Below are 21,957 nucleotides of genomic sequence, written 5' to 3' on the forward strand. Positions count from 1 at the left end.
CATAATCATGCACATACATGACTGTGAAACGGGTTTTTGATGTACAAAAAATCCAGAATAAGATCGCTGCTCTACCAGCAGGCGGATTCCATTCTGGATCATTTATAGGTACACGATATTAGTGTTTGATAGCGCGTGTGCCACCGACAGCAGCTTCATTGACAGCGCGTGGCGGGCTTGGAACCGCAGAAGATGCCTGTGAAATATCGCCTTGTGTCTGTGTTGGTACATCGTCCATCGTATGACGATAAGCGAGGAAATAAGCGAGTCCTACAAATACAGAACCGCCCACTACATTGCCCAAAAATACTGGTACAAAGTTCTCCAGATATTGCATCCACGTAATATCTGCTCCGCCAAAGATCGCTGCCGGAATCACAAACATGTTGGCTACAACGTGCTGGAATCCGATCGCAACAAACGCCATAATCGGGAACCAGATACCGGCAAATTTGCCGAACGAATCTTTACTACCATAAGCGAGCCAGACAGCCAGACAAACGAGCCAGTTACAACCGATTGCCGAGACAAATGCTTCGCCGAAACCTTCACTTACTTTGGCATGAGCAATCGCTACCGTTTTGGCAAGAAAGTCACCTTCTGTTAATCCAACGACATGTCCAAAAAAGTAAGCAATAGCAATCGCGCCAACAAAGTTAGAGATCAGCACTAGTACCCAATTTTTTACCAATTGTCCAAATCCAATTTTTTTGGAAAATAAAGCGGCTGCCATCGTCATCATATTACCGGTCAACAATTCAGCACCGGCAAGCAACGTTAGCATCAGACCAACCGGGAACACTGCTGCCCCAAAAAAGCCTGCAATGGAACCTAGCTCTTTGGGAGCTGTTCCGATGACACGAATATCTGCGAGAAACCCGAGTGAGATAAAAGCGCCTCCAAGAAATCCCAGAATAAGCACTGTCCATACTGGCATTTTCGACTTTTTCAAGCCAACCTCAGCGGACATTTTCATAATTTCCTGTGGTGTGTAGTAAGACATTATAAATCCTCCATCCATGTCGTCTTCGTTGTAGTCAAGCGTATGATGTGCAGACATAGACTCGATGTTGTAATTACAGTTCTGGCGCCAGATTGCAATGCAGACAGCGAATCATTACAGCACAAAAAACCTCATGACAAGCCCTCATTATGCTGACATTCTGTTATGAGCCAAACGTACCGAGAGAAAAGGTTCAATTGTCGATTCATTCTCTTACAGTTTGCCTATAAGCGAATCAATCTACATAGTCAAAATTCCATGCTTAATATCCAAACAATCCCTGAATGAATACCAAACCGGCCTCAGCCGCTTTCTAAGGTTAATTCAGGCTCTATTTTTTGTCAATATTGTGACAGAAAAAATAGGAGGCATGCGCCTCCTATTTCCTATCCGCCAATATGGGACATTTCTACTTTGCTACCTTTTTCCTTATTAACTGGCTGATTATTCCCACGATCTACTGAATATTGATCATGACGTCCCGTCCAGATTCGGCTTACCTGATCAGCCAGTTGCTCATCTGTCATATCAGAGCGTAGCAGCTGACGCAGATCATGCCCTTTGGTTGCAAACAGACAGGTGTAGAGCTTGCCTTCTGCTGACAATCTAGCACGCGTACAAGAAGAACAAAATGCTTCCGTAACCGAGGAGATGAAGCCTACCTCGCCTTTACCATCTTTGAACCGATAACGAGTAGCCACTTCACCGTCGTAATTCGGTGCCAGCGGTTCTAACGGCCAATGCTGTCCGATGCGATCAAGCAATTCCTGCTTGCTGACCACATGCTGGCGATTCCAGCCATTCGTATTTCCAACATCCATATATTCAACCATACGTAAAATATGACCGCGTTCACGGAAATATTCCACCATCGGTACGACAGCATCTTCATTGAATCCTTTTTGCACGACCATATTGACCTTCACCTGCAAACCAGCGTCTGCGGCGGCATCAATACCGTCCAATACCGGCTTAACCCGACTGCGTCCACCATTCATCCGCAGAAACATATCATCTTCCAGACTGTCCAGACTGACCGTAATCCGGTGTAAGCCTGCCGCCTTCAAATCTTTAGCTTTGCGTGCTAACAGACTGCCATTGGTCGTTAACGACAGATCGTCAGCATCTAGTGCAGACAATCGTTCAATAATACTGGGCAAATCTTTGCGCAATAGCGGTTCTCCGCCAGTAATGCGCAGTTTGCGTGTACCAAGCGAGACGAAGATAGCTGCGATTCGTCCAATCTCCTGTTCACTCAATACGCTGTCACTAGGCAGAAATTCATAATCTTTGCCAAAGATTTCTTCTGGCATGCAATACCGGCAACGGAAATTGCAGCGATCGGTAACGGAGATCCGTAAGTCACGCAGTATACGGTTATGCTGATCATAGGTAGTCATCGTCTCTCCTCCAATCTTCGCTTGATGGCGATACTTTATGCTTTTACAACCTTATATAAAAAATAACGATACATAGGCGATAGATAACGGTTTCCCTTTAGAATAGCACAGAGCTTTGATCTCTGTCCGCATATTCCTGTAATCGTTGCGGATGTGTATATACATTGCAGCTACCATTTCGAATAAAACCAACCGTCGTAATGCCCAGATGATCTGCCAGATCCAATGCCAGCTCGGTCGGTGCCGATTTGGACAGAATGATCTCGCAGCCAATTTTGGAAACTTTGGTCAGAATCTCCGAAGAAATACGTCCGCTAAATGCAATGATTTTCCCTTGCAAATTCACCTCGTTGCGCAGGCACCAGCCGTAGATTTTGTCCAGTGCATTGTGGCGACCAATATCGCTGCGTGCCAGCAGGATGCCGTCTGGATCGCATAACGCTGCTGTATGCACACCACCGGTCTGCTGAAACAGATCAGCACTGTGCTGCACTTGCTCCATCAGCGCAAAGCACTGATCAAATGAGAGCCTGACGTGCACCTCATCCATCCTTTTGGCGGTACGCATATCGTTTACAAATACAAAACCCTGCCGACTTGTTCCGCAGCAGGACGTAATATAGCGCTTGGTGAACAGTTGACGATGCTGAGGCTTCCAGCGATCGGTACGCACATGTACATACCCTTCTTCTTCTTGTATCCATAGTTCCTGAATATCGCTATAGCGCCGGATGACACCCTCGGATGTTAAAAAGCCTACAGTCATATCCTCTATATGCTCGGGCGTACAGACAAGCGTAACAAATTCCTCGCCGTTGACCTTGATCGTTACCGGCTGTTCAGAGACAACGATGTCTTGCCGTTCCTCCAGTTGTCCGCGTTCATAGCGGATTACGCTGCGTTGCCGCTGTAATTCCGGCTTCATGCTCATCATCCCTGTTCAATATTTTTTTCAAAGACAAATACCGAAATGGCAAAGTCATCCTCCACTTTAATATCGGTAAACAGATGCTCTAGCTTTGAACCGCACAGTTCTTCTAGTCCATCCGGGATATGCTGTTCGTATAGCCGCTGAACCATCTGCGTGCGTGCACGATGCACCATTTCCTTGCCTTCCTCTGTACTCGCAATAAACTTTTCGGTTGGCGTAAAATTGCCCCACATCTTCGTGATCGCCATATTATCAACAAACGTTGTATGAATGCGTTCTGGTCCTTTGCCAAATGTATCCTTGCGTACTTTGCGTACGATATCGTTAAACGCGGATTCTCTTTTCATGCTTGTTCCCCCTTGATTCTCTGTTACTGATCATACACTTGATCTTCCGAATTTCAAGCCCCCGAATATGCTGAACATACACTCTACAGCGTTCTTTGCTTATTATCGGCTAGTGATGTCATGTTTGAACAACTTGTGTCTTGAATTTCAAAAAAAGAAGCGTATAATGAATTCTGGTCACATTATTGTCAAACCATTCGGATTGATTGGTCAGTATGTCATTGCTGACGGATTACTCCACTTTAAACTTGCTGCTTGTTTTTTGGTACAGGCATCGATTTTAAGGTGGAGTTTTTTTATGCCCTATTTTACTATTGATTCTCTATATTTACCCATTCTGCCATGCCGCACGACAACGCTTTGATAGACCGACATCTATTCACTTGCTTATCATTATGCGCTATGTATGATGCACAAAAAGGAAATAGTTATAATTATTTTCCTCATTTTAGCCGTTATTAATAACATTTGGGTATATCACTGATAAAAGCATTCCTACAACGAGCGATCGATTCTAGCTTGCCGAATACGCTTTCATTATCCTTTATGTACCTACGTCCTGTTTAACTGTAATCCATCATCATGATGTAATCCGACAACAAAGGAGTTTCCGCATGAACAATTCGACAATCGTCAAGCTTACGATCAACGGCGAATCCTATGAAGCCCAGCCCGGCATGACCGTGTTGCAGGCGATCAATCTTGCTGACATTCAACATCCCCAAGTATGTTACGTACCCGAAGTTGATCCGATCCAGACCTGCGATACTTGTATCGTGGAGATTGATGGCAAACTCGTTCGTGCCTGTTCCACGCCAGTCACATCCGGCATGGACGTTCAGACCGATTCACAATCTGCTAAGACTGCCCAGACTGAAGGCATGGATCGACTGCTGGAAAACCATATGCTATATTGCACCGTTTGCGATAACAACAATGGGAACTGCACCCTGCACAATACTGTCGAAGCGATGGGAATTGAGCATCAGAAATATCCATACAAGCCAAAAGCTCCATCGACTGAAGTTGATATGTCCCACCCTTTTTACCGTTATGATCCGAACCAGTGCATCGCTTGCGGTCAATGCGTAGAAGTATGCCAAAACTTGCAAGTAAACGAAACGCTGTCCATCGACTGGGAAGCCGATCGTCCACGCGTCATTTGGGATGATGGCGTCCAGATTAACGAATCGTCCTGTGTCAGCTGCGGTCAATGTGTAACAATCTGTCCGTGTAACGCCCTGATGGAGAAAACAATGCTTGGTCAAGCTGGCTTCATGTCTGGGATCGGCGAGGAAATGCTCGACCCGATGATTGATCTGATCAAAGAAGTAGAACCGGGCTACAGCGGTATTTTCGCTATTTCCGAAGTGGAAGCAGCTATGCGTGACACCCGTACCCGCAAAACGAAAACCGTCTGCACCTTCTGCGGTGTCGGTTGTTCGTTTGAAGTATGGACAAAAGGACGCGAGATTCTGAAAGTTCAACCTACCCACGATGCACCCGTGAACGCGATCTCTACTTGCGTCAAAGGGAAATTCGGCTGGGACTTCGTAAACAGCGAACAACGTCTAACTACGCCGCTGATCCGTCAGGGCAGCGAATTTGTTGAAGCAACATGGGATGAAGCACTCACTTATGTGGCAGAGCGTATGACCGCTATCCGTCAAGAACATGGTAGTGACAAAATCGGCTTCATCTCCTCTTCCAAAATTACAAACGAGGAAAACTATGTGATTCAGAAGCTGGCACGTCAAGTGTTCGAAACGAACAACGTGGATAACTGCTCCCGTTATTGCCAATCTCCGGCTTCCGATGGTCTGATGTCTACGGTTGGTATCGGTGGTGACGCTGGTTCGATCAAAGACATCGCTGCCGCTGGTCTGGTCATTCTGGTTGGCTGTGCACCTGCCGACGGTCACCCCGTACTGGCAACCCGGATCAAGCGTGCCCACAAGCTGCACGGTCAAAAGCTGATCGTTGCCGATCTGCGTAAGCACGAGATGGCAGAACGTGCCGATCTGTTTATCCGTCCGAAGCAAGGTACAGATTTCGTCTGGATCACAGCAATTACGAACTATATGATTCAACAAGGCTGGCATCAGCCGGAATTTATCCAGCAGCATGTTAACCAATATGAAGACTATTTACAATTGATCGAAACCTATACACTTGCCTATGCCGAAGAAGTTACCGGTATCTCGCAAGCCGAGCTGATCTCTATCGCCGAAGCAATCCGGGATGCCGACGGCACTGCGATTTGCTGGGGCATGGGTGTAACGCAAAATATCGCCGGTTCGCACACATCCGCAGCGATCTCCAACCTGCTGCTCGCTACTGGTAACTATATGCGTCCAGGTGCTGGCGCTTACCCGCTGCGTGGACACAATAACGTACAAGGTGCCTGCGATATGGGTACACTGCCACCATGGCTGCCGGGCTACCAGCACGTATCGAATGATCTGGCTCGCGCTAAGTTTGAAAAAGCATATGGCGTCTCGATCTCGCCAACACCGGGTAAAGACAATATCGCTATGGTCGATGGTATTGCCCGTGGTGAGATGAAAGCTATGTATTTAGTCGGCGAAGATATGGCGTGGATCGACTCCAACGTCAATCATGTGCACGAAATGCTGTCGCAACTGGAATTTTTCGTCGTGCAAGATGTGTTCCTGTCCAAAACGGCACAATTCGCCGATGTGATCCTGCCAGCCGCACCATCGCTGGAAAAAGACGGCACGTTCTCCAATACAGAGCGTCGTGTACAACGTCTGTATCAAGTACTGGAACCGTTGGGCGATTCCAAACCGGACTGGTGGATTACGACCGAACTGGCGAAGAAATTCGGATTTGACTGGGGCTATACGCATCCATCCCAGATTTTCGACGAGATGGCAAGTCTGACACCGTTCTTCTCCCAATGTGACTATGATGTACTAGAAGGCTGGGGCAGCTTCCAATGGGGCGCAGCAGATGGCGCACATACACCACTGCTGTACACCGACGGCTTCTACTTCCCGGACAAAAAAGCGCGCTTCTCGCTCGTTGATTACGTGCCGCCAGTAGAATATCCTGCCGAATTCGATCTCACACTGAATAACGGTCGTCTGCTGGAACATTTCCATGAAGGCAATATGACTAACAAATCCCAAGGCATCAATCGCAAGCTGCCGGAAGTATTCGTTGAAGTATCGCCAGAACTGGCAGAAGTACGCGGCATTGAGGATGGTACGCTGGTACGACTGGAATCACCATACGGTGCGATCAAGCTGCGCGCAGTCGTAACCGACCGGGTACGCGGCGAAGAAATCTATGTGCCCATGCACTCGGTCAGCCATGAGACTGCTGTCAATCTATTGACTGGTTCTGCGGTCGATGTTCGTACCCATACTCCTGCTTACAAGCAAACCAAAGTACGGATGCAGATTCTAAATATTAAAGGTGTGAATCCATTGCCTGAGATCAACCCACGCTACAAACAGCGCCACCCGCAAAACGGTGTCGAAGTTCAGCGCAAATGGGATCGTCCAGACTTCGTTCCACTGGTAGATATGTAATGTCGCCTTACTCATTATGTATAAAGGAGGGTTTTGCATGGCTGCACCTATTACCACGATTCGCAAAAAAGTACTAACTGAACAGGAACAGCAGCAACAAGTCATTGATCAGCTGCAAAAACAGCTATCCGAATCCAATGCTGCCTTGGAGCGTTCCTTATCCATCCTGCGCGAACTAGAGAGCAGCGGCATCCTCGGTGCTGCTGAATCCATGATCAAAGCCAAAGCCGAGATTGCCGAGATCGTTCTCGGACAGGTATCGCGCAAAGAGATTACCAATCTGATCAATAACGGTATGGCAGCGGCAGGCGCATTAACTGCGGTCGATCCGGCACAAACATCACAGCTGATGAGCAGTGTACAGGAAGGTCTTAAAGAAGCTGCCAAACCATCAACCGAGAAGGTCGGGCTGCTGTCCATGCTACGTGCTATGAAAGACCCAGATATTCAGCGCGCACTCGGATTTGGACTTCGTTTTCTCAAAGGGCTCGGTCATGGTCTAAAAAACGACTCCACCAAGCACTAAAGTAATTCACTTCGACTATACTTTCAACTATGCTTTAAAGTGAATCATACACGGCAGGAGCTTTACGCTTCTGCCGATTTTTTAATTCTGCTATATCTTTTCTTGTACTTTGTATTTTGTCTCTCGTTTCCTACCCTTTTACCAAAAGAAATATATGTAACCGTTACCAATAAATATAATCATAGTGAAATATATATTTTATACATATTAATTATAGAATATTCGATTTTAACAATCATGTGTTATACGTATAGCTAGAATAATTATGAAAATTATTCCATTTGTGTACTCTGTTAATTCACTCTATTATCCACAACGAGGAGGAATAATGATGAACAAAAAGGGAACAGCTTTATTGGTTACTGCTGCATTGACACTTGGCATTAGTACTGGTGCAGTAGCGGCTACCGGATTGCAGCCGATTAAAGCATATTTGAACAGCACCATTGCATTGAAAGTAGGCGGCTCTACCGTACAGGCAAAAGATGCCAGCGGGAAAGTCATGCTGCCGATCACTTACAACGGAACTACATATTTGCCAGTGCGTGCCGTAGGTGACTTGATGGATATTCCGGTAACGTATGATAGTGCCTCTTCATCTGTAAGTATCGGTGGCTCTACCGGCACTTCAACTGGTGGCTCCGGTTCAGGAACAACGCCTGGCGGAAGCGACTCTACTTCATCTGCTAATCAGCAAACACTTAGCGTACTCGGCACCACTGTTCTCGGCACATCCATTCTCCACACCAAAGACCCTGCCGATACCGTATACAATGGAAAAGATTACAAAGATGTATATTTGAACAAAGAACCTCAGTCCTACACCGATTTCCAAATCATGACGGATAATAAATATTCCAAATTACACTTAGAATTAGGAGTGTTGAACGGAAATCAACAAATCGATATTAAAGATCTGGACGGCATATCGCTTAAAAAGGTATCGTTATCTTCCACTCAAGGAATTCAATCCGTTGATGTTGATGTAAGTGGCACGAAGGCGATCTTTGTACAAATTACAGATTATGATAAAGGTTCCGTACTGTTTGTTCCGTTAACTACATCCTATCTCGTTCGCTCTTGATAGATGTTGCTTCGACTCCCCTTCTACCTTGCATAATTGTTAGCAAGGAGGCATTGCAATCCGCAAAAGAATATAGAAAACGCAAAAAAAGCTGACGTTCAGGGGAGGACGTCAGCTTTTTATGTGAACGGTTATGCTGCATTTGGCAGATGTAGCGTAACCAGGGGTTTTTGGCCGATCTTGAACATAAAGGTTGGATGGGATATAAGATAAATATTTGTTACGTTCTTATTTTTGCGGAATAGTCAGTTGAGTTCCAGCAGGCAGCAGGTTGTTGGCAGCAACCAGCTCATCTACAGTGATACCATATTGAGCAGCGATTTCGGCAAGGCTGGCACCTTGTGGAACGACAACAGTAACACCGTCTTTGGTAGTTGTTGTAGTGGATTCAGTAGTTGTAGGCGAGTTAGCAGGTTGTTCTTGTGTTGTTGTGCTATCTTCTTGTGTACCGAACAGACGGTTGAATTCAGCAGCTTGTGCTTCTTGGAATGCTTTGTTATCAGCCATACGTTCTTCTTTGTCTTTACGTTTGTCAGCAGCAGATTGATCGTTTGTTGCAGCGTATGCGTGGCTACCTCCAACTGGAACAGCTACGGCTACGGCACCTAGACTTGCGGCTAAAGCAGTGGACATCAGGATTTTGCTAAATTTTGTACTCATGGTAATGGCTCCTCTTCATCATTTATATTTTGTAATTAGCTTTCGATAGGTTATTTATAACCACTTCGTAACTTCATGAATCAAATATACCACTAATTAAAGAAGATTGCAATACTATCTAAAGATATTTTTATTATATTTTGTAAAATCGATTCCTAATATATAGTTAACCAACCTACATATATTCTAAACCTCTTTTTAAAACTTTTCAAAGTTTGTTAGTAATCAATTACTTATTGTTGAAGATGTTGAATCGTTATGGCTATTCCGTCTTTATACGAAGTCCGCGGAATGTCTCCCACATATTGCTCATATTTACGACCACTAAGCAGCAATGGCTTCTCGGTCAAATACAGCATCTCCACAATCTCCTTCATCACAGGTACAAATGTCCCTAGCAGTCTCAACGACCATTTGCCTAGCGGAATCACAAGCTTGTTGCCTTGAGCTGCGGCTTCTCTTGCCAGATGGATCAGTGCTTTGCCCTGGATCGGTCCAGCGGATGGAATATGCCAGTTCTGTCCATACGCTTGTTCACGGCATGCTAGTTCTACAATCATCTGTGCCGCATCTGGCAAATATACATATTCACGCGCTATATGCGTATTGCCGATAAAGATGGCGGTTTTCCCATTCGCAATAGATTGCAATGTCGAGAACAAATACGATGCCTGATTCGCAGATGGACCATAATAGTCGGGTAAACGCACAATCATCGCTTGCAGCGATTGCCAGCGTGCATGAAAAATAGATTGCTCCAGCGCTAGCTTGGTGCGACCTTTGACAGTAGGCGGATGTTTGGGATAATTCTCATCAATCGGTTCGCTACCAGAACGAACACTATATGGATAAATGCCGTCTACTACGACAACTTTGATGCCCATATTCTCGGCTGCCTGCAATACCGATAGCGCTAACGGCAGTTGGCGATCATTCATTTCATGATACGGAACAGCAGCACATTGAAATATAACCTCCACTCCCTTCGCTGCCGCTTGCACATCCTCTGTTTGGAAAACATCGCCAGTGTAATGCCGTAACAATGCGGGATGCCTTAGCTCAGTAGACAACTGCTCTAGCTTGGCAGATGAGCGTCCAAAAGCAGTAACAGCAATATTGCGGCGTAACAACTCTTCTACAATTACTCTCCCTGTTCCACCAGTTGCACCGAGCACAAGCGCGGATGAAATAGGCTGGTAGAGATAGCGTTGTGACTCATACGAGTGATGACCATTCGATTGCTGCTGTTGCTCCTGTATATCCATTGAACGAGATGGTGACGACATTGGATCATACATGTTCATAGTAATCGCTCCTTTATAGAATGGAATTGGTAAACCTGACTGCCAGATGACGGATTGCATACACTCAGATGATGCATTGTATAAAATAAACAAGACGACATATTTGTGAGTAATTGATCAATTACAAAAAGTCAAAAAAATATTTCTCTGGTGCATATACTGTTAAACATATTTTTTATAGATGCAGTTCTTCATCTATCCGATACCTATCATTCGGCTTACTATCATTCGACCTGAGCAATATCATTCGATAGGCAGATACTGTTTTTTCTATATCGTTTGTTCTTATAATATTTCCAGCTTCTCATTTATAATTGTTTGTTCCATAATCGTTCGTTTGATATAAATCCGAATCAAAATAGATCGAAATGAAAAATCGCCTTTCAAAAGTTAGTGTCGAACGATATTATGGCAAGCTGTATTATCTCACGGTCAATATCCTCTACATGTAACTGTTTCCTGACAGAATCAATGAAATATAGAAATATGGGGCTATCCATATTCATAAATGTAACCATCTATAGCTCATTCATCCTGTCAGGATATCTGTAAAATCATTGGTGTGTACGCAGCTCACTTTGCATCAATTCGGGAAGATCCAGCGACATAGAAATATTGCATAGCATACCACGTGCGAGAAAGATCAATGTACGATCATATGGATGTTCAATGCCCGCATCCGTAAATGCCTGTACTACCACTTGATGTACTTCGCGGAAATTACGCTGCATCACTTCATGGACGGCAGGCTCCTGAATCGTTTGCGCTTGCATTTGCAGTACAATCTCATTGCGATGCTCCTGCATAATACGAGCGTACGCTTCTACCAGTTCTTGCTCTAGCTGTTCCGGTGCAGCTGCACGAATAATGTGCCCGAATGCTTCCTTAATCCGCACCCATGATGCTTCCAATGCGCCGATCAACAGCGACTCCTTCGTCGAGAAAAAGCGGAACACATACGGCTGCGAGATTTCGGCTCGTTCAGCTACTTGCGCTGTCGTGGCGCGATAATACCCCGTTTCAGCAAACACTTCAATCGCAGCAGCAACAATCTCATTACGCCGATTGATCGAGGTCGCACTCACTTTTTTCATGCTGAGCCTCCAGTTATTTTTAGTGATTGATCAATTACTAAAATCAATATAAATCATCTTGCAGCAGATAGCAAGAGCTTTTAGCCAATATATTACTTCTAATTGGTTGGTATGATTCTTGCTAAACCATTGATAGGTCATAGCGTTTACCGATATTCCTCTACTCCCCTGCTCCATCTACCTTCCCAGATGCCAGCCAACGCAAAAAATGCTACAATAAGCAGGTATGTATACGATTGATTATCGATAAGCATGGATAAGAAAGCGAGGACTATAGATTATGATTATCAAACCAAGAACCCGCGGTTTTATTTGTACTACTGCGCATCCAGATGGATGTGCACGTCAGGTACAGGAACAGATTGAATATGTACAATCCCAACCTGCTGTCAAAGGTCCACGCAATGTGCTCGTTATCGGCGCTTCGACCGGTTATGGTCTGTCGGCACGTATTGTGGCTGCTTTTAGTGCAGGTGCTAATACCATCGGTGTATACCGTGACGGCGCTTCGATCAAAGGACGCACAGCATCAGCAGGATGGTACAATTCCGCTGCCTTCGAACAGGCAGCACAGGATGCAGGACTGAAATCGTTCAGCGTGATCGGCGATGCGTTTACCAACGAATTAAAAGCCGATACGATTGAAGCGATCCGCGCGGAATTTGGTAAAGTTGATATGGTGATTTACAGTGTAGCTGCACCACGTCGTACTGACCCTAATACAGGCGAGACGTTTACATCTGTATTGAAGCCTATTGGTGAGACATACACGAACAAAACTGTAAACTTCCATACTGGTGATGTTACCGAGATCAGCATTGAGCCTGCATCACAGGAAGAAATCGATGCAACAATACGCGTAATGGGCGGCGATGACTGGAAATCGTGGATCGATCAGTTACATGCAGCCGATGTACTGACAGATGATGTTGTTACAGTCGCTTTTTCTTATATCGGTTCCGATATTACGCAGGCGATCTATCGTCAAGGTTCAATCGGTCAGGCGAAGAATCATCTGGAAGACACTGCTCGCAGCATGAATGAGCAGCTTGGTGCCAAAGGCGGTCAAGCGTATGTAGCGGTATGTAAAGCACTTGTAACCCAATCCAGCTCCGCTATTCCAGTTGTCCCGCTGTACATGTCTGCACTGTACAAAGTAATGAAAGAAAAAGGCGTGCATGAAGGTTGTATTGAGCAAATGTACCGCATGTTTGCCGAACGCCTCTATATCGAAGGCGAGACACCAGTCGATGACAAAGACCGTCTGCGTCTAGACGATTGGGAAATGCGTGAGGATGTGCAAGCAGAAGTGGCGAAGATCTGGGACGCACTGCGTACTGAAAATGTGTACGAGCTGACCGATCTGGAAGGCTTCCGCAAAGAGTTCTTCCAACTGTTTGGCTTTGAGACAGACGACGTCGATTATGAAGCTGATACTGAGCCAGATGTACAAATTGCTCATACTCGCTAAGCTGATACGTACTTCATATTTTACAAAACAAAGAAACAGGCACCTTATGATATAGGTGCCTGTTTCTTTGTTTTACGACTAGTATTCTATTGTTGCAACGATAGATGCGACATGCACGGTGCATATAGTAAAGCTGTTATATGAGTCACTACATTGCTACATCTGTAGATGGAATAATGATAAGGAATGGGTTATTCCGCTACTTTGAATCGATGCACCAGTGTTTGGAGTTCGGTTGCCAGCGTCGTCAAGGAAGCGGCAGAGTGCAGAATTTCTTCGCTCGATGCGAGCTGTTGTTCAGTTGCGGCAGCAATCTCTTCGGTGCTGCCTGAGATATCGCGAGTGCCTGCATTGACTTCTTGCAGCATAAGCGACGAATCAGTAAAGTCACGGTTCATCTGGACAGCATTGTCAGCAATCTGACGAGTTTGATCGGAAATCTGTTCAGCTGCGGTAACGATCTGACGGAATTGCTGCACGGTTGTACCTGTTAGCTCCGTACCAGTTTGAACTTCTTCTTTGACCATTTGGATATACGATTGTGCAGATTGCGTTTCGGTCTGGATACGTACGACCAGTTCTTTGATCTGACTCGCGGCATCGGCAGATTGTTCTGCTAGCTTGCGCACTTCGTCAGCAACAACGGCAAAACCAGAACCATGCTCACCAGCGCGCGCCGCTTCGATCGCGGCATTCAGTGCGAGCAGATTCGTCTGGGTCGCAATTTGATTGATTAATGTAGTCATTGTGTCGATCTGAGCAGCATGACTTGCGAGTGTATCGACACTTTGATCGGTTTGCAGTACGGAATGATGGATTGATGTCATTTGCTGACCAACCTTGCTGATCGACTGCTCGCCAGATTCTGCCTGATCCCGCATATTGCGTGAGAAGTCTGCCATGGAAGTCGTATTCGTAGAAATGGCACTGAGTTTGTCCAGAGACGTTTGCAGAGCGGCAGTATTGCGTTCCAGCTGCCGGGTTTGATATCCAGCCTTGTCCGCGATGACCTGCATAGACTCGGCAACTTGACCGGAGGTCGCTTTGGATTGACCGGCACTGGCAGAAAATTGTTCAGCAGACGCAGCAACCATTTCTGACGATGCACCAATCTGGCTAACGATATCGCGCAACGAAGCGACAAAACGGTTAAAGCTATTTGCCAGTGCGCCAAACTCATCTTTTTGCCGAATATCAATGCGGCGTGTTAGATCGGCTTCGCCTTCGGCAATTGCATTCATTTGCGTATTCAACAAATGCAGTGGCTTCAGAATCGACCGCAGCAGGAGAATGCCAAGTACGATACCTACCAGTGAAGTGACCGCGATAACAGCTAGCAAAATAAAGTTGCGCTGGTGAGCCTGTTCATCAGCAGCCTGCTTCAACTGCTGTACTTCGGTTTGCAGCAAGCTAACTACGTTATCAACAGCTGGACTCAGCACCTGCTTGCGCAAAGTACGTTCTTCACCAAAATGCACATCTTCGGCGGCATTCAGGTCAGTCGTACGCAGCGATAGCATTTTCGTATTCAGATCAAGAATCTTGGTGAAGGTAGAGTCAATCGTTTGAATATCGGTTGTATACGGAGTGGATGCAGACGATTGTTGCACAAGGGTCTGCGTCGATTGAATTTCCTTGATTTTCTTTTGCATGCCTTCTGCATAGTCGGCATCACCGGTAAGCAGATAACCACGCTCATCGTTGGACAGACCCGCAAGCAGAAATTCAAGCTGTTTCATATTTTGTTGCAGTTCCATTTTGTCCTGCAACAGATTACTTTGCTGGATAGATTGACTAATCGTAACGACAGACAAAGCACCGGTGCCGATAATAGCGCCGACAAGGATAACTAGAATGGCGATAAGTTTTGTTCTAACTTTCATGAAGTGATGCCTCCGATGGAAAACTTATGAATGAGTAGCATCCATATTTATCGGACATTTTACGTGATAGTTTAGCGACTTTATTAAATTTTACATAGCGTTAAACAAACTTCAATTTTACATCCATATGATGGAAAAAGTGGTTGATATGGGGCGTATTTTTGCATGTTCACGCATATCTTTTTCCTTTGATTTTACACAGCGTTTACAATTGAACAATGAAAAATGGAAGCCTTCTGGAACCACAGTTGTACAGGGATGATTGATTAGCAGTAGGACGAGTTGGAACATAGAGAGGTTTCAAAAAGTTGTAACTTTAATCGTCTCCATGCCGCGGAATTTTAGGTTATATTTGAATAGTTACAATTAAAACCATTTTCATTATATGTTGCGGGTTCGCCTGCCGAAGGAGCTATGAAGAATGGGAAATATACTCAAAACGCTGCGTGTGGTCGGTCATGTGGAAGCGGTCTCTTATTTGCTGCTTGTTCTGATTGCAATGCCGCTCAAGTATTTTGCCAATATGCCGTTAGCCGTTACATATGTGGGCATGATCCACGGCGTTCTGTTTGTTGCTTATGTGGCTGCTATTCTGCTGACACTGATTCTGCGCAAACTGAACATCAAGCAAGCTATTCTAGGGCTGATCGCTTCCGTGCTGCCATTCGGACCGTTCGTATTCGATCGGTATCTGGATCGCCAGCAAGCTGCTGACGTGTCACAAACCGAGATTCAAAAAGGATAATGCCTATACCTGAAAGCCCCTGCCTGGAATATAACCGGATTGGGGCTTTTTGGTCATGATAGAGGAGCAATGTTGTTCTCGTATCATCTCTCTAGTAATCCTGTATTCAGGTATTGTCAATCTGGGAAGGAAGCTATACACTTCAAGGATGTCTATTGTGAATCGGAGAGGAATCCTAACGTGAAACGAAACTCTGCACTGTCTATGAATGAAGCATCTGCTTCCTCTGCATTGCAACAATTGCTGCAACCGTTACGGCAATCCAAAGCCTTTTTGTACTTATGGCTCGGTCAATTGATTGCAGTGCTGGGCAGCTCTGTAACGATGATTATTTTGCCGATTGTGATCTATAATCTGACTGGTTCAGCGACCCTGATGGGACTAGCTATGACGATCTATATGTTGCCTAATGTGATCGTCCTGCCGATATCGGGCTGGATTGTAGATCGAACCGACCGCATTCGCCTCATACTATTCACCAATACGGTACGCTTCGTACTGATGATGACAGTAGCGATTCTGATCTTTACCGGTCATCTGTCGATGCCTTTGTTGTATATAGCGCTGGCGTTATACGGGCTAATGGATGGTATCTTCAATCCTGCTTACGCCGCGTTACGAGCGGAGATATTTACCCCGGATATTCGTAATGCTGCCAATGCGCTGAGTCAGATGAGCATTCAAGGTGTACGGCTGCTCGGACCAGCGGTGGGCGGATTGATCATTACTTTTGCTTCGGCAGGAAGTGGATTTGCACTGGATTCGCTAACGTATCTGCTGTCGCTGATTTGTTTTCTTTTACTGAGCAAGCACTTTGTATCGGCACATCGGCAAAAGCTTACTGCTGCTACAATCACGTCTACTCACTCGTCAAACACCAAGGTAAGCAATTGGGCGACGATCAAGATGGATTTCTCGGAAGGCTTCCGCATTCTAATGGGACAACAGTGGTTATGGATTACAATCGTGATCTTCTCACTACTGAATATTTGTTATCAGGGTATTATTGTCGTCTTGATCCCTTGGCTATTCAAGGCTCATTATGGGTTAACACCGGTCATTTATGGTCTGGCAATGGCTGGCGTTGGTGCCGGAGCAGTACTTGCGGCGATAGTGTTCGGTTCGCGTAGCCGCTGGCATCGACGTGGTTGGATTGGTTACGGTGGCGCACTGCTGAGCGGTGTTGCGTTATTGCTGCTGACTGTCGTGTCTTCACCGCCGCTATTGATCGGTGTCATGGTATTGGAAGGGTTCGGTATGATGATGTTCGCACTTGTGTGGGAGACGAGCTTACAGGAACTAGTGCCAACGGAGAGCTTCGGTCGTGTGGTGAGTCTGGATATGCTTGGTTCGTTTGCCTTGTTGCCAGTCGGGTATTTGCTTGTTGGATGGCTGGCTGACCATATGGGCGGTATCTGGACGATTACGCTGTTCGGTAGTGCGGGGATTGCTTTGCTGATTATCGGGTTATGTATACCGGGGATTCGACGGTTTGACTAATTCATCAGGAATGACAGGCAATAAAAAAGAAGCATCATCTCGCAGAATCCGCTTCTTGTGTTTGATCTTTTGCAGTTTTTCCTGTTTGCCAGGTTTGATGCGGGTGTGTTGGGACATCTCGGCATAGGCTTTATTCGTTTTGCGTTCTAAGCTTGGCGCCAGTTGTCCGCTGCGCTGTGCTTTGCGTATTGCTTTTTGCGTTGTGGTACGTGCCATGGGCAGTATACCCTCCATTTCATGAGATAAGTTAGGAATGCTAGGGTAAAAGCAGGCTGTACATATGATGTTGTCATCCTGCTTTACTTTGAATAGTTTACCACAGTTTATCGTACGACTCCAATCAAAAACGGATGGTAACGTTGCTAATAACGAACAGTATGTGATGATTTTTCACGTATCGTTCGTTATTTTTTTGTATCATGATTCAATTTTTGCATTGTGGATTGTGCATTGTATTAAAAGATGACAAATTCACTGTTATACGCCGAAATGAAATGTTATAAAAAGCTACATGAGATTCAAATTGCTCAAATGACTCTCAGCGATGAGACTATTGTTTACATCAAAACGATTTTACTACTTTGTTTGTTGTTGTGATCATACTCTATATTGCTTATACGGCAGTATTGTTTACAGCATAAACGGCATTCTGGGTGGCAATGATTGTGTCTGTACTGGCAGTTCATTTTGAAGGAGGTTTATTATGTCATTTTTCAAATCCCTGTTTTTCCAGATTATCGTAGCGGTGGCGATCGGTATCGGAGTCGGTCTGATCTGGCCGAACGTTGGCGAAATGCTGCAACCGCTTGGAACCGGATTTATCAAACTGATCAAAATGCTAATTGCTCCACTGATCTTCGTCGTTGTTGTTGCTGGTATCGCCAAAGCTGGCGATCTGAAGGCGGTTGGTCGAATTGGTCTGAAAGCAATCCTCTGGTTTGAACTGGCAACAACTGTTGCTCTCGTACTCGGTCTTGTTGCTGCAAAATGGCTACGTCCAGGTGCAGGTATGAACATTGATCCAGCTAGCCTCGATCCGAATGCCGTTGCTGCCAAAACTGGCGGTGCTGAACTGCCTCATACCGTTGATTTTATTTTGAACATCATTCCGACTAGTGCGGTCGATGCGTTTGCTCAAAATGCACTGCTGCAAGTATTACTGCTAGCGTGTCTATTCGGTACAGCACTGGCTGCCAGTGAAGGTGCGCTCAAGCAAAATGTACTGACACTAGTCGATCAGATTATGGAACTAATCTTCCGTGTAATCGGTTATATTATGAAACTCGCTCCACTCGGCGCATTTGGCGCTATTGCTTATACGGTTGGCGCATATGGCGCAGCTACACTCGCATCGTACGGAATGCTGATTATCGCCTGTTATGCCTCGGCGCTGTTGTTCCTCGTCGTGCTTGGACTGGCTGCATGGTGGATCACTGGCATGAATCTGCTACAATTCGTACGCTACACTCGCTCTGAAGTAATGCTGGCAATCGGTACAGCATCGTCGGAAGTCGTCATGCCGCGTATGATGGACAAGCTGACACGCGCTGGCTGTAACCGTGCTGTCGTTGGACTGGTCGTGCCTACTGGTTATTCATTCAATCTGGATGGCGCGTCGATTTATCTGTCGCTTGCTACGGTATTTCTGGCACAGTCAGTCGGTATTGAACTGACGCTCGTACAGGAGCTGACTATTCTGGCTGTCCTGATGCTTAGCTCCAAAGGTATGGCTGGCGTACCGGGTTCTGCTTTTCTGGCATTGTCCGCTACGGCTGCGGCATTGAACGCTTTCCCGGTTGCAGTTGTTGCGCTATTACTTGGCGCTGATCGGTTTATGGATACGATGCGCGTATTCACGAACCTGATGGGAAATTGCGTAGCTGCCTTTGTCGTCGCCAAATGGGAAGGTATGCTGGATACGACACGCATGAAAGCAGTGCTGTCTGGTCAAATCAGCGAAGATGAACTGGATGCAGAAGAAGCACAATCCCAACAAAATAGTGAAAAAGGAATGTTGAATCCTGCTACTGGGGCAGCACCTGTATATCACGGTACCAATATGAACAAGCCCACAACGGCATACGATCAATCTTGAGCTGATCCAAACGAAAAAGCTGCTATTCCCCGCATATGATGCTGGGGAATAGCAGCTTTTGTTTATGTTGCTTACAGATCGATTGTACGTCCTTCTTCTTGCGAACGGAATGCCGCTAGAATCACATTCAGCGATTTGCGTCCTTCTTCGCCGGAGATCGTTGGCGCTACATTGTTCGTGATCGAACCGATAAACTCGTCCACGATGCCACTAGTTACCTGTTTCTCGTTAGTAGAGATCTCACCCACTTGATAACGCTCTACCGTTCCATCTCTCAGCTCGACGATCACCTGATCGACCGGATCGGTTCCGATCTTCATCACGCCATTCTCGCACCATAGCACTGTACCATTGTCTTCACCGCGGTATGAAGTCCAGCTGGCAACGAGCGAGCCAATCGCGCCGCTACCCATACGCAGCAAGCAGATGGCATTATCGTCTACATCAGTATCCTTTTTATCCAGCGTGCCGATAAAAGCGCTCACGCTCACCACTTCATCATCCAGCAACCAGCGGATCATATCGGATTTATGTACACCCAGATCGCCCATCGCGCCCATCGCTGCTTCACCTTTGCGGAAGAACCAGCTGTTCTTGCCATCAATACTCCAGCCTTCCGGCCCACCGTGACCGAATGCGGTACGGAATGTGAGTACACGTCCCAGATATCCTTGTTTTAATATTTGTTTAGCTTTTACATGCGGAGGCATCAAGCGCTGGTTGTGCGCGACCATCAGAAATACATTATTTTTCTCAGCAGCAGCGATCATTTGCTGCGCTTCCTCGTCAGAGATTGCCATTGGCTTCTCCACCAGTACGTGTGCACCAGCATTGGCAGCCGCAATCGCAACTTCGGCGTGCAGCCCATTCGGTGTGCATACGCTTACAGCATCGAACCCACCAGCCGCCAGCAACTCCTTGTAATCACTATATGCTTTTGCATTATACAAATCAGCATAACCCTGTGCGCGTTCAATAACTGGATCAGCAAAACCCACCAGTTCCACATCTGAGTTTACTGCATATTCTGGAATGTGGCGGCGTTCTGAAATGCTACCGCAACCTACTACTGCTACTCTAACTTTCCCCATACATCCCATTCCTCCCAATGATTGAGTTGATCTAATTGTTGTGTTCAACAGTTATATTAACGAAAAAGCGGGCAATTATCCAGCTTTTGTGCCGTATTGGAACACAAAAATTGTCACGCTTACATAGTGATTAACCAACTTTGTTTAAGCAAACAACAATATATGGGTATAAATACACAGACGCCTTCCATATGTCGGCTGAACAGACTCAAAATTTCGGCAAACCATATAAACATTTTATTGAAATATTCAAGTAAACACATGGGTGGAAGAATGGAATTGGGATAAAAAAGTGGCAGCAATCGTCTACATGTCTGCCACTTTCATTGCATGCATTCGTTTATGTTCTTATTGCACAAAAAATCGCTTCATTTCATCTATAACACGCGCAGGCTGATCTTCCTGTACAAAATGCCCTGCATTGGGAATTCGTGTACATGTCGCACCCGGAATTTGCTCTGACAGCAGCATTGACTGTGCAGCAGGCAGCCATTGATCCTGTTCTCCCCACACGATGTGAACAGGTATCGAGATCGCTGGCAACAGAGGAACAAATTCATCTGTATAGGTTTGATCAAACTGAGCGATTTGGTTAAAAAATGCCGCTCTTCCTACATCCCCTTGCCACGGCTTCATATATGCATCCAGCACCTCCTGCCGAGGATTACACATAGCCGTCTCTATATAAGCACGAATCATAGGTTCAGCCATATGCTGCGGAATGTGCCGAAACACATGATGATATTCGCGTACTAGCTGCGCAAACGGCGTTCCCCATCCCGGCATTGCCACTACATCCAACAACATCAATTTGCGAAAAGGAATCTGATGTAGCAAATGAACCCGTAACGCAACTGCCCCACCAAAATCATGCGCGGCTACTAGCGGCTCCTGTATTTCCAATTCTCGTATCATATCCACACATAGCTGTGCCTGAACAGCGAGATGTACGTCATCATCGATCGCTTTATCCGATTCACCGTAACCAAGCATATCGTACAGATACACGCAAAAATATTGCCCCAGTTCAGCAGCAATCTGTCGCCAAATATAAGAATAGGCAGGTGTTCCGTGCAGCAAGAGTAACGATTGCCCTTTACCAATTCGATGCACGGCAATTTGGTATGCTCCTATGCGTCTATACTGTGTATCCATTTTCGGCACATCCGCATCCTTGGCAGCATTGCGATCATCATTCCATTCAAGTGTCATCACAGATCACTCCTTCGTTTGTATATAAATAATCTCTGCAATTCACTATACGAT

At 45.8% G+C, this 21,957-nt stretch carries 18 protein-coding genes; 7 read left to right on the top strand and 11 right to left on the bottom strand.

The genetic code is table 11. The features are described from left to right. Positions 1-118 precede the first annotated feature (118 nt). The 4 genes from ACE3MZ_RS17175 to ACE3MZ_RS17190 form a co-directional block, all read right to left on the bottom strand. Positions 119-1,003, bottom strand: a complete 885-nt coding sequence (locus tag ACE3MZ_RS17175) for a formate/nitrite transporter family protein (protein ID WP_411343355.1) — start codon at positions 1,001-1,003, stop codon at positions 119-121. A gap of 386 nt (positions 1,004-1,389) precedes the next feature. Then, the gene (gene moaA / locus ACE3MZ_RS17180) at positions 1,390-2,403 is read right to left on the bottom strand and encodes a GTP 3',8-cyclase MoaA (RefSeq protein WP_411343356.1); all 1,014 of its coding nucleotides are present in this window, start codon (positions 2,401-2,403) and stop codon (positions 1,390-1,392) included. Between the two features lie 97 nt (positions 2,404-2,500). After that, positions 2,501-3,328 carry a formate dehydrogenase accessory sulfurtransferase FdhD gene (gene fdhD, locus ACE3MZ_RS17185; protein ID WP_411343357.1) on the bottom strand — a complete coding sequence of 276 codons (828 nt, stop codon included), beginning with the start codon at positions 3,326-3,328 and terminating at the stop codon, positions 2,501-2,503. Between the two features lie 5 nt (positions 3,329-3,333). Continuing rightward, the gene (locus ACE3MZ_RS17190) at positions 3,334-3,681 is read right to left on the bottom strand and encodes a DUF2294 domain-containing protein (RefSeq protein WP_411343358.1); all 348 of its coding nucleotides are present in this window, start codon (positions 3,679-3,681) and stop codon (positions 3,334-3,336) included. 614 nt (positions 3,682-4,295) lie between these two features. Between ACE3MZ_RS17190 and fdhF the strand changes: the two genes are divergently transcribed. From fdhF to ACE3MZ_RS17205, 3 genes are all read left to right on the top strand, one after another. Beyond that, positions 4,296-7,238, top strand: coding sequence for a formate dehydrogenase subunit alpha (gene fdhF / locus ACE3MZ_RS17195; RefSeq protein ID WP_411343359.1), 2,943 nt, complete (start codon positions 4,296-4,298; stop codon positions 7,236-7,238). A gap of 37 nt (positions 7,239-7,275) precedes the next feature. Beyond that, the gene (locus ACE3MZ_RS17200; protein ID WP_411343360.1) at positions 7,276-7,764 is read left to right on the top strand and encodes a DUF1641 domain-containing protein; all 489 of its coding nucleotides are present in this window, start codon (positions 7,276-7,278) and stop codon (positions 7,762-7,764) included. A 328-nt stretch (positions 7,765-8,092) separates the two neighbouring features. Continuing rightward, entirely contained in the window at positions 8,093-8,848 is a 756-nt protein-coding gene (locus ACE3MZ_RS17205; RefSeq protein WP_411343361.1) for a hypothetical protein, read from the top strand. Positions 8,849-9,076: 228 nt separating this feature from the next. Here ACE3MZ_RS17205 and ACE3MZ_RS17210 read toward each other — a convergent pair whose 3' ends face one another. From ACE3MZ_RS17210 to ACE3MZ_RS17220, 3 genes are all read right to left on the bottom strand, one after another. Then, a complete protein-coding gene (locus tag ACE3MZ_RS17210; protein WP_411343362.1) occupies positions 9,077-9,508 on the bottom strand; it encodes a LysM peptidoglycan-binding domain-containing protein in 432 nt (143 codons plus the stop codon). 233 nt (positions 9,509-9,741) lie between these two features. Next, the gene (locus ACE3MZ_RS17215) at positions 9,742-10,812 is read right to left on the bottom strand and encodes an SDR family NAD(P)-dependent oxidoreductase (RefSeq protein ID WP_411343363.1); all 1,071 of its coding nucleotides are present in this window, start codon (positions 10,810-10,812) and stop codon (positions 9,742-9,744) included. 554 nt (positions 10,813-11,366) lie between these two features. After that, positions 11,367-11,906: a TetR/AcrR family transcriptional regulator gene (locus ACE3MZ_RS17220; protein ID WP_411343364.1), complete on the bottom strand. Its 540-nt coding sequence runs from the start codon at positions 11,904-11,906 to the stop codon at positions 11,367-11,369. A gap of 280 nt (positions 11,907-12,186) precedes the next feature. On the opposite strand from ACE3MZ_RS17220, the gene fabV reads away from it, so the two are divergent. Then, positions 12,187-13,377, top strand: a complete 1,191-nt coding sequence (gene fabV, locus ACE3MZ_RS17225; protein ID WP_411343365.1) for an enoyl-ACP reductase FabV — start codon at positions 12,187-12,189, stop codon at positions 13,375-13,377. A 191-nt stretch (positions 13,378-13,568) separates the two neighbouring features. On the opposite strand, the gene ACE3MZ_RS17230 is transcribed toward fabV, so the two are convergent. Continuing rightward, a complete protein-coding gene (locus ACE3MZ_RS17230) occupies positions 13,569-15,260 on the bottom strand; it encodes a methyl-accepting chemotaxis protein (RefSeq protein ID WP_411343366.1) in 1,692 nt (563 codons plus the stop codon). A gap of 421 nt (positions 15,261-15,681) precedes the next feature. Between ACE3MZ_RS17230 and ACE3MZ_RS17235 the strand changes: the two genes are divergently transcribed. Together ACE3MZ_RS17235 and ACE3MZ_RS17240 are read left to right on the top strand one after the other, a co-directional pair. After that, positions 15,682-16,005, top strand: coding sequence for a DUF3817 domain-containing protein (locus ACE3MZ_RS17235; RefSeq protein WP_411343367.1), 324 nt, complete (start codon positions 15,682-15,684; stop codon positions 16,003-16,005). Positions 16,006-16,209: 204 nt separating this feature from the next. Further along, a complete protein-coding gene (locus tag ACE3MZ_RS17240; RefSeq protein ID WP_411346828.1) occupies positions 16,210-17,505 on the top strand; it encodes an MFS transporter in 1,296 nt (431 codons plus the stop codon). Here the strand turns inward: ACE3MZ_RS17240 and ACE3MZ_RS17245 are convergent. Beyond that, a complete protein-coding gene (locus ACE3MZ_RS17245) occupies positions 17,473-17,721 on the bottom strand; it encodes a hypothetical protein (protein ID WP_411343368.1) in 249 nt (82 codons plus the stop codon). The genes ACE3MZ_RS17240 and ACE3MZ_RS17245 overlap by 33 nt on opposite strands. A gap of 487 nt (positions 17,722-18,208) precedes the next feature. Here ACE3MZ_RS17245 and dctA point away from each other — a divergent pair, with 487 nt between their 5' ends. Further along, a complete protein-coding gene (gene dctA / locus ACE3MZ_RS17250; RefSeq protein ID WP_411343369.1) occupies positions 18,209-19,600 on the top strand; it encodes a C4-dicarboxylate transporter DctA in 1,392 nt (463 codons plus the stop codon). A 71-nt stretch (positions 19,601-19,671) separates the two neighbouring features. On the opposite strand, the gene ACE3MZ_RS17255 is transcribed toward dctA, so the two are convergent. Continuing rightward, positions 19,672-20,691 carry a Gfo/Idh/MocA family protein gene (locus ACE3MZ_RS17255; RefSeq protein ID WP_411343370.1) on the bottom strand — a complete coding sequence of 340 codons (1,020 nt, stop codon included), beginning with the start codon at positions 20,689-20,691 and terminating at the stop codon, positions 19,672-19,674. Positions 20,692-21,039: 348 nt separating this feature from the next. Further along, positions 21,040-21,903: an alpha/beta fold hydrolase gene (locus ACE3MZ_RS17260; protein ID WP_411343371.1), complete on the bottom strand. Its 864-nt coding sequence runs from the start codon at positions 21,901-21,903 to the stop codon at positions 21,040-21,042. Between the last annotated feature and the right edge of the window lie 54 nt (positions 21,904-21,957).

Origin of the sequence: Paenibacillus sp. WLX1005 (assembly GCF_046603685.1) — a bacterium.
GTDB lineage: Bacteria > Bacillota > Bacilli > Paenibacillales > Paenibacillaceae > Saccharibacillus.

Excerpts from the sequence above, each read along its gene's own strand:
- ACE3MZ_RS17175 (WP_411343355.1), bottom strand. The coding sequence starts at position 1,003 with ATGTCTTACTACACACCACAGGAAATTATGAAAATGTCCGCTGAGGTT.
- moaA (WP_411343356.1), bottom strand. The coding sequence starts at position 2,403 with ATGACTACCTATGATCAGCATAACCGTATACTGCGTGACTTACGGATC.
- fdhD (WP_411343357.1), bottom strand. The coding sequence starts at position 3,328 with ATGAAGCCGGAATTACAGCGGCAACGCAGCGTAATCCGCTATGAACGC.
- ACE3MZ_RS17190 (WP_411343358.1), bottom strand. The coding sequence starts at position 3,681 with ATGAAAAGAGAATCCGCGTTTAACGATATCGTACGCAAAGTACGCAAG.
- fdhF (WP_411343359.1), top strand. The coding sequence starts at position 4,296 with ATGAACAATTCGACAATCGTCAAGCTTACGATCAACGGCGAATCCTAT.
- ACE3MZ_RS17200 (WP_411343360.1), top strand. The coding sequence starts at position 7,276 with ATGGCTGCACCTATTACCACGATTCGCAAAAAAGTACTAACTGAACAG.
- ACE3MZ_RS17205 (WP_411343361.1), top strand. The coding sequence starts at position 8,093 with ATGATGAACAAAAAGGGAACAGCTTTATTGGTTACTGCTGCATTGACA.
- ACE3MZ_RS17210 (WP_411343362.1), bottom strand. The coding sequence starts at position 9,508 with ATGAGTACAAAATTTAGCAAAATCCTGATGTCCACTGCTTTAGCCGCA.
- ACE3MZ_RS17215 (WP_411343363.1), bottom strand. The coding sequence starts at position 10,812 with ATGAACATGTATGATCCAATGTCGTCACCATCTCGTTCAATGGATATA.
- ACE3MZ_RS17220 (WP_411343364.1), bottom strand. The coding sequence starts at position 11,906 with ATGAAAAAAGTGAGTGCGACCTCGATCAATCGGCGTAATGAGATTGTT.
- fabV (WP_411343365.1), top strand. The coding sequence starts at position 12,187 with ATGATTATCAAACCAAGAACCCGCGGTTTTATTTGTACTACTGCGCAT.
- ACE3MZ_RS17230 (WP_411343366.1), bottom strand. The coding sequence starts at position 15,260 with ATGAAAGTTAGAACAAAACTTATCGCCATTCTAGTTATCCTTGTCGGC.
- ACE3MZ_RS17235 (WP_411343367.1), top strand. The coding sequence starts at position 15,682 with ATGGGAAATATACTCAAAACGCTGCGTGTGGTCGGTCATGTGGAAGCG.
- ACE3MZ_RS17240 (WP_411346828.1), top strand. The coding sequence starts at position 16,210 with ATGAATGAAGCATCTGCTTCCTCTGCATTGCAACAATTGCTGCAACCG.
- ACE3MZ_RS17245 (WP_411343368.1), bottom strand. The coding sequence starts at position 17,721 with ATGGCACGTACCACAACGCAAAAAGCAATACGCAAAGCACAGCGCAGC.
- dctA (WP_411343369.1), top strand. The coding sequence starts at position 18,209 with ATGTCATTTTTCAAATCCCTGTTTTTCCAGATTATCGTAGCGGTGGCG.
- ACE3MZ_RS17255 (WP_411343370.1), bottom strand. The coding sequence starts at position 20,691 with ATGGGGAAAGTTAGAGTAGCAGTAGTAGGTTGCGGTAGCATTTCAGAA.
- ACE3MZ_RS17260 (WP_411343371.1), bottom strand. The coding sequence starts at position 21,903 with ATGACACTTGAATGGAATGATGATCGCAATGCTGCCAAGGATGCGGAT.